This window comes from Ensifer sp. SSB1 (genome assembly GCF_016652895.1).
Taxonomy (GTDB): domain Bacteria; phylum Pseudomonadota; class Alphaproteobacteria; order Rhizobiales; family Rhizobiaceae; genus Ensifer.
Map to the genome: position 1 here is coordinate 57,836 of NZ_JAEPRP010000016.1, position 6,600 is coordinate 64,435.

Sequence of the window (6,600 nt, forward strand, 5' to 3'; positions counted from 1 at the left end):
CCTTGCTCTGTCTTGATCCTCCGGAACATTAGGAAAGCATGATGGTTTGGGCGCCAGTGCTGATGAACAAGTTGGAGAGTTCCAATGACCAATATCCTTGTCAAAAGTGCCCTGGCCTTGAGCCTTGGTACCATGGGCGTCCCGGCCTTCGCCCAGACAGAACAGCCCGCTCAGGGGCAGGCCGCCGAACAGCCAGCCCAAGGTCAGTCGAGCAAATGTCCCGTTGGTACGGAATGCCCAAAGGGCGGTGGGGAACAGAGCCAACAGCCTGAGATGCAGGGGAAAGGGAAAGCACAGCAAGGTCAGACAACTGAGCAGCAAAAGACTGACAGAAAGAAAGTCGGCGCCGAGAACCAAACCCAGGAACAAGAGGGTGCGGCAAAGCAGAACGACGCAAGCAAAAGCCAGCAATCGGGCAACGAGCAACCCGCCAAGGAGGGTGAAGCCACGCAGTCTGGCCAAAGCAAGTCCAAGCCGTCTGGCCAAGGACAGAGCGCCAAGTCCACGACCAAAGTGACGGTCGAACAAAAGACCGAGATCACTCAGGTCATCAAGGAGGAGAAGGTCAGGCCTATCGATGTCGATTTCGATGTCTCGGTCGGCGTCGTCGTGCCCCGGACCACCAAGGTCAAGCTGCAACCGCTGCCGGGCCGCATCGTCAGGATTGTCCCGGCCTACGAAGGTTACCTGTTCTTCGTCCTGGCCGATGGCCGGATCGTCATCGTCGACCCTTCATCGCTGGAAGTTGTCGTGATCCTGGCCTGATCATGCAAGCAACGGGCCGCCTGGTTGCCAAGCGGCCCGTTGCTATGCCCCACTTTGGCAGCCAGCCATCATTGGGTGGCAGAGGATCTCGGGTTCGCTCCAAGAAAAGGCAGCCGCCCAACGCAAGTCGGTAGAAGATCGCAGTTCGCGCTGATGCGCCCGAGCTCCATGAAAGTGGGCGCCGAACTCCCATGCAGCGGAACAATTTGGGAGTTTGGGACGTAGTAGCTGGGCCAGGCAATACGAACCCACAAAGAATGTCCGGCCGGAAGCGAGCAGACCGATGCCGTCACGCCTATTTGATGAGGACGCTGTCGCCGACGATGTCCTTCGGGCGCGTTTCGCTGCGATGGTGGAATCGTCTTTCGATGCTATCGTCAGCAAGGATCTGGACGGCACGGTCCGCACCTGGAACGTGACGGCGGAGCGGCTCTTCGGCTACCTTGCCGATGAGATGATGGGGCAGTCTATCCTCACGATTATCCCGCCGCACCTTCACGAAGAAGAGATGAAACTGCTCGAGCGCCTCAGGCGAGGGGAGCGGATCGAGCCGTTCGAGACGGTGCGCCAACGCAAGGACGGAAGCTACGTTACCGTTTCGCTGACCGTCTCGCCTATTCCCAACGGTGCAGGCAAGATCGTCGGGGCATCGATGGTTGCGCGCGACATCACGTCGACCAAAGAAAAGGAACGACGCATTCGCCTTCTCCTGCGCGAGGTCAACCACCGGGTCAGGAACCAGTACGCCATTATCCTTGCAATGATCAGGCAGAGCCGCAGCGAGGCTTCCAATGCCGCCACGTTCCAGAAGCGTATCGAGGAACGCATCTGGGCCCTGGCGGCCTCTCACGATCTGATTGCCTCTGCCGACTGGAAAGGCGCCGATCTCGGAGACCTTGTAGAGACACAGATGGCGCCGTTTCACCCGGGCGACATATGCCAGGCCGAAGGGCCCTCTCTGGCGCTGGTGCCGGTCGCAATCGAGAACCTTGGCATGGCGATCCACGAACTGGCGCTGAATTCGTTGCGCAGCGGCGTACTGAAAGAGGGAGCCGGCGCGATCTCCGTGCGGTGGACCCTTGCCGAACGCGGACCGATCCGCGGTTTCTCGATCACCTGGGAAGAGCGCGTTCTGCCGGGAGCCGAAGGCCCGAGCATGCCGCAATCCGGGTTCGGCGCGGTGGTGCTGAGGCGCAGCGCGGCGCAGGCGCTGAGCTCGACGGTCGACGTAGCCTGCGGCGATGGAATGCTACGGTGGCGGCTGGCAGGATCGGCCGATCGCTTCCTGGAGCCCTATCATGCGGCCGCCGCACCGGCGGCGACCGAGGAGCCATAGTGCGCTGGAGTTCTCGCAATCACCCCGCCATATCTTGCCGGTGTGCTTTCATGTATCTGTCGAGGTCGCTGCGGGCCGGGCCGATGCGCGCGAAGATCTCCCGCGCGTCCAGCGGCGTCAAACTATACATCGCGATAAATTCCGCAAGATCGTAGTGCCCGTGATAAACGGCCTCCGACGGATTGATGATCCGTGCGCGCCCTCGTTTGGCAGGTGCGCGCGGTTTGTTCTCGTAGGAAGCGGGCTGGTGCTGTGCCATCTCGATCTCCTGATATCGTGTGATGTTGGTGTTTCCTCCGCAGGCCACGCCGATCCGCAGGGTACTGCGTATGCGTGCCCAAGTGCTCGAAGCCGTTTTTTGTTCCCTGTCGGAAACGCTGCCAGTGAGCTTGGATTGATATCCCCAGCGAGCGCGGCGCGACCAAGCGCTTGCAAGCACGCGGCTACAGCTCGTTGAGATCAATCGATTTTGCCCATCAAGGCCGTGCCGAGACTGCCCATGGCGAATGAGGCGCCAAAGGCGAAAACCTGCATGGCAAGAGCGAGAGGCTCGATTGCGCCCCTGTGGCCCAGTATCTCGGGATTTTGAGCCGCAATCACCAGAGCGGTGAATGCGCCCAGCAGGAAACCGGACGACAGATGCCAAATGAGAAAACGCAATAGACTGGGCATTTCCATCTCCAGGGAAGAGCGGTGGTGCCTTCGGCAAAGGGTCGGCTGTTCAGTGGGAGCCGATCGCTTCGCGGTTCACGCGCTCCTCAAGCATCACCAGGTAGGATTGCAGGCGAAGAAGCTTCTTACGCTTGTCGGCAACGAGCGCCTTGATCACCTTCGCGCGGTTTACGCCGGGCGCTGAGCCAACGAGTTCACGCGCATCCGCAAGGATGTCGTCGATCTCGTGCTCGAGTTCTCTCGTCATTTGCCGCAACGTTGCCAATTGGCCTTCGAGCGGATGATTGTCCGCAGCAGAATTGCCAAGAGGCGGGTTGTATGGATCATCGCGCGCTGGCGTTTCCTTGCGCATCACCGTGCACTCCTCCGGCAGCCGAACCGGCTAGCGCGCCATTGGTTGCCGGTATTTGCTTCGCCGGGCCGGCGCGCAGCCGGCATGCTGCATTTGGGCTTCGTTTTCTATCCGGCCATCAGCTTGAGAGCCTCCGGATCGCGGACGCCCGATCGAAACAGTTCGATGATGCGCGCCGCAAGGGTTTCCGCCCGCGTGTCCGCGGGCGAGATGTTCTTCTCTCTCAACAGTTGATTGAGCACGTCCTGCAGCATCGCCATTTCCTGCGGGCGTATGGCTGCGCTTCTATCTTGCCCGGTGGTGTGCAAAGGTTTCTCCTGGAGAAAAGCTTCCTCCAACCCGCACTCGGTGACTTTGTTCCACCCCGGATCACAGTATCGAAGGGGAGAGAGAGCGGTTGCAGGTTCATAGGCCAAGACCGGTGCCGGTCGTGGGGATATGTCGGCGGGCTCCCGTCACGGGCGACGTTGAGCCAGCCACCGGTTAGTCGGCGAAGCGCCAACGAAGGGATGCTCGAGCGAGACGTCTCGGCCCTATCGCGACGTCTTTGCCCCGTGTCTTTTCAGAAACCGGGCAAGCTCAGCTTCGTCAGCGCGAAGGCCGTTCGGCGCCTTTGCGTTGCGGCTGCCACGCGGAATTGCTCCGCCCGGTTTGGAAAGGGCGAGAATGGCCGGATGGACATAGCTCTTGCGGCAAACGGCGGGCGTGTTGTGGAGGACGTCCGCCGCGGCTTCGCACATTTGCTTGACTGTTGGGCGCAGGCCTTCCTGCAGGGCTTCTCGCGCGACCGCGAAGGCGGCGACGCTTCCTGCCCAGGTTCTGAAGGTCTTGGCGGAAATCGGCGCGCCGGAAACATCGGCAAGGTAGCGATTAAAGCGGCCGGACTCGATCGGCTGGGCCTTGCCGTCAGGCCCCACCGACACGAAGAGCTGGCGTCCGGGAAGCTCGGCAATCTCCTCCAGCATCCGTTGCAGTCTGGGACTGCGCAGCCGCCGGCGGATGCGTTGCCCGCCCTTGCCCTTGAAGTTCAGTTCGATACGGTTGTCGCGGATGCTGAGATGTCGTTTGAGAAGCGTGGCGGCGCCGTAGCTGCCGTTCTGTTCGACGTAGCTCGAATTCCCGATGCGAAGCGGCGCCTGGTCCAGCAGGGCAGCCAGCGTCGCAAGAACCGTGGTCGGGTCGTCGATCGGCCCATCCATGTGTCTGCGCACGGTTCGGCGCATCCGTGGCAGCACTTTGGCAAAGGCTTGAAGCTGGTCGAACTTGGCGAGACTTCGCAAATTCTGCCACGCCTCGTGATAGCGATATTGTTTTCGCCCGCGCGCGTCAAAGCCGGTCGCCTGGAGGTGGCCGTTCTTGTTCATGCAGATCCAGACACGCTCATAGGCTGGCGGCAAGCCAAGCGCTTCGATGCGGGCGATGATCCCAGGATCTTTCAAGGTGGCGCCGTTTGGACGGCGATAGCAAAAACCACCTTCTACACGCCGCCGGCTGTAGCCCGGCTCCTTGTCTGAAACGTAGACAAGGTCGGGCTCAGCCGGTGACGCGCTCTGGCCTGTTTCCAATTAGATCCGCCCCATCAACAAGAGGACCAACAGTACGACGACCAGAACGCCCACAAGACCGGATGGCCCGTAGCCCCAATTCGAAGAATGGGGCCATGCGGGAATTGCACCGACCAACAGCAGGATCAGGATGATCAGCAGTACGGTTCCAAGCATCTTACTGTCCTTCCGCTATTTATGTTTTGAGCTGACGATCACTTCAGGACCTCGATGACCTCGCGGGTCTGCGGATTGATCAGCACTCTCCGGTCGTTGAGAACCACGTAGCCGTAGGTAGGTTGATCCGGGATCGTGTGGACCTCGACGGTATCTGGAAGGCGCGTTCCCACGACAATGTCGCCCTGATAGACGACGGAAGGGCCGCTCTGCTCAAGGACATAGGTTTTGACTTCACCGGGCACGACGACGGTTGTCTGCGCTACAGCGATACCGCCGAAGGACAGGCCCGCGATAACACTTGCCAGGATGATTTTCTTCATGATCAAGCCTCCTAACTTGTGGGAGCCCAACCGTTGATCGCGAGAATGGTTCCGAAGAAGTCATAACGGCAGCGCGTGATCTATTCTTAGAGGTTCCGGCCCGGCTGCCTATCGGGCGAGAAATCTCTCGCTTTTCCGAACTTTGGTCACGGGTTCTATTCGACGGATTGCGGGCAAAGCTGTCAACTTCGCCGGAACCCGCGGTCGTTCCTCAGAGTTTACTTGTCGAACAGGAGGAACAATGGTGAAAACGATCGAGACCAAAGTCGTCGGCGGTGCCGAACGCGATTTCGAGTGTCAGTTGGCAATGAGCGATCAATTCCGGATTCTGACGGAGTTTGCCGAGCATGCCGGATGGTCCTGGGACGAAATAGCCGTGGCCTTGCTCGAATTGACCGATGAGTATGTCGCGGCCATGCGCACGCCCTTGCGACCCGCCATGGCATGCACGAAATTCGCTCCGAAAAGCAATACGCGGCACTGAGCTCGCCATACTTGCTTGCACCGGAGCTTTCCGACCGGCACGTGCTAACGGTAATCGTGTCGCGATCGAGCGGCGCCCTTGGATGGAAGGGCAGGCGACCAGCGCATAGTACTTAATTGCTATGTCTGATACCTATTTCAAAGCAGCCGACGCCCGCGGCGTACTTCTTTTTTCATCCGCAACACCCCAATTTGATCGTATTCCGCAGCCGCCCTTTGTAGTAGTCTCTAATATATTGATTGTTGTAGAGTAAGCGTGTTTTGAGACGATTTTTAGCGGAGAGTCTCCGTCAAGTTAATGCGTCGGCAAGCTCTCCAAGTATTAACCGAAGTATTTTTCAAGGCCTGGTAGCGCAACCCTGAGGGAATTATCGTCGCGCGCGGCCTGAATATTTACGGGTCGGGGAGTAATGTAATTATGATCTTAAAAAAATCGAATGGAAAGCAATTATCTAACGATACCGTGCACTTGTCCGGCGAACATTTCCAAACTGCCGGGGTGCGCCAAGAGGCATCAGCACAGCAGGAACACTTGCTGGTTATCATCGACGGTCGTGCGCTTGACCGGCAATGCTTGGCACAAAGCATTGTCGCCCACAAGGCGGAGATCCGTGTGCTGGCCCTTGGATCAATCGAGGAATGGCGGCAGCGACACAGTCATTGGCCTAAACTGTCTGCGATCCTCTTGAACATCGGCGGCAGAAAGGCATCTGAACCGACCGTCGCCGAAGAAATTCGCAGATTGTCGTCGGAATTCGAGCCGGCGCCGGTCATCGTCCTGGCAGACACGGACGAGCTTGGCCAAATCATGAAGGCGCTTGAATGTGGCGCGAAGGGCTACATCCCTTCCTCCGTCAGCGTTGATGTGTGCATAGAGGCCGTCTATCTTGCCTTGGCCGGCGGCATCTTCGTGCCGGCCAGCAGTGTATTCGCCATGCGTCAGTTGCT

The 6,600-nt window shown here is 59.2% G+C and carries 11 protein-coding genes; 4 read left to right on the forward strand and 7 right to left on the reverse strand.

Translation table 11 applies throughout. The features are described 5' to 3' along the window. Positions 1–84 precede the first annotated feature (84 nt). Together I8N66_RS06395 and I8N66_RS06400 are read left to right on the forward strand one after the other, a co-directional pair. Positions 85–765: a DUF1236 domain-containing protein gene (locus tag I8N66_RS06395; RefSeq protein ID WP_291151084.1), complete on the forward strand. Its 681-nt coding sequence runs from the start codon at positions 85–87 to the stop codon at positions 763–765. A gap of 283 nt (positions 766–1,048) precedes the next feature. After that, positions 1,049–2,101: a PAS domain S-box protein gene (locus I8N66_RS06400; protein ID WP_291151087.1), complete on the forward strand. Its 1,053-nt coding sequence runs from the start codon at positions 1,049–1,051 to the stop codon at positions 2,099–2,101. A 19-nt stretch (positions 2,102–2,120) separates the two neighbouring features. Here the strand turns inward: I8N66_RS06400 and I8N66_RS06405 are convergent, their stop codons facing one another. The 7 genes from I8N66_RS06405 to I8N66_RS06435 all read right to left on the reverse strand — a co-directional run bounded on the left by I8N66_RS06405 (position 2,121) and on the right by I8N66_RS06435 (position 5,169). Beyond that, positions 2,121–2,360, reverse strand: a complete 240-nt coding sequence (locus I8N66_RS06405) for a hypothetical protein (protein ID WP_291151090.1) — start codon at positions 2,358–2,360, stop codon at positions 2,121–2,123. 200 nt (positions 2,361–2,560) lie between these two features. Next, entirely contained in the window at positions 2,561–2,773 is a 213-nt protein-coding gene (locus tag I8N66_RS06410) for a hypothetical protein (protein WP_291151093.1), read from the reverse strand. Between the two features lie 49 nt (positions 2,774–2,822). Beyond that, positions 2,823–3,125, reverse strand: a complete 303-nt coding sequence (locus I8N66_RS06415; protein WP_291151096.1) for a hypothetical protein — start codon at positions 3,123–3,125, stop codon at positions 2,823–2,825. A 107-nt stretch (positions 3,126–3,232) separates the two neighbouring features. Next, positions 3,233–3,379: a hypothetical protein gene (locus I8N66_RS06420; protein WP_291151098.1), complete on the reverse strand. Its 147-nt coding sequence runs from the start codon at positions 3,377–3,379 to the stop codon at positions 3,233–3,235. Positions 3,380–3,658: 279 nt separating this feature from the next. Next, the gene (locus tag I8N66_RS06425) at positions 3,659–4,690 is read right to left on the reverse strand and encodes a DNA topoisomerase IB (protein ID WP_365886900.1); all 1,032 of its coding nucleotides are present in this window, start codon (positions 4,688–4,690) and stop codon (positions 3,659–3,661) included. After that, positions 4,691–4,846, reverse strand: a complete 156-nt coding sequence (locus I8N66_RS06430; RefSeq protein ID WP_113539590.1) for a DUF3309 family protein — start codon at positions 4,844–4,846, stop codon at positions 4,691–4,693. A gap of 38 nt (positions 4,847–4,884) precedes the next feature. Then, positions 4,885–5,169, reverse strand: coding sequence for a DUF1236 domain-containing protein (locus I8N66_RS06435; RefSeq protein WP_291151105.1), 285 nt, complete (start codon positions 5,167–5,169; stop codon positions 4,885–4,887). Positions 5,170–5,410: 241 nt separating this feature from the next. Here I8N66_RS06435 and I8N66_RS06440 point away from each other — a divergent pair, with 241 nt between their 5' ends. Together I8N66_RS06440 and I8N66_RS06445 are read left to right on the forward strand one after the other, a co-directional pair. After that, positions 5,411–5,653: a hypothetical protein gene (locus I8N66_RS06440; RefSeq protein WP_291151108.1), complete on the forward strand. Its 243-nt coding sequence runs from the start codon at positions 5,411–5,413 to the stop codon at positions 5,651–5,653. A 417-nt stretch (positions 5,654–6,070) separates the two neighbouring features. Beyond that, positions 6,071–6,600 (forward strand): DNA-binding response regulator (locus tag I8N66_RS06445; RefSeq protein ID WP_291151111.1); only part of this gene is annotated, 530 nt, incomplete at its 3' end.

Coding starts and splice junctions, on each gene's coding strand:
- I8N66_RS06395 (WP_291151084.1), top strand. CDS start 85: ATGACCAATATCCTTGTCAAAAGTGCCCTGGCCTTGAGCCTTGGTACC.
- I8N66_RS06400 (WP_291151087.1), top strand. CDS start 1,049: ATGCCGTCACGCCTATTTGATGAGGACGCTGTCGCCGACGATGTCCTT.
- I8N66_RS06405 (WP_291151090.1), bottom strand. CDS start 2,360: ATGGCACAGCACCAGCCCGCTTCCTACGAGAACAAACCGCGCGCACCT.
- I8N66_RS06410 (WP_291151093.1), bottom strand. CDS start 2,773: ATGCCCAGTCTATTGCGTTTTCTCATTTGGCATCTGTCGTCCGGTTTC.
- I8N66_RS06415 (WP_291151096.1), bottom strand. CDS start 3,125: ATGCGCAAGGAAACGCCAGCGCGCGATGATCCATACAACCCGCCTCTT.
- I8N66_RS06420 (WP_291151098.1), bottom strand. CDS start 3,379: ATGCTGCAGGACGTGCTCAATCAACTGTTGAGAGAGAAGAACATCTCG.
- I8N66_RS06430 (WP_113539590.1), bottom strand. CDS start 4,846: ATGCTTGGAACCGTACTGCTGATCATCCTGATCCTGCTGTTGGTCGGT.
- I8N66_RS06435 (WP_291151105.1), bottom strand. CDS start 5,169: ATGAAGAAAATCATCCTGGCAAGTGTTATCGCGGGCCTGTCCTTCGGC.
- I8N66_RS06440 (WP_291151108.1), top strand. CDS start 5,411: ATGGTGAAAACGATCGAGACCAAAGTCGTCGGCGGTGCCGAACGCGAT.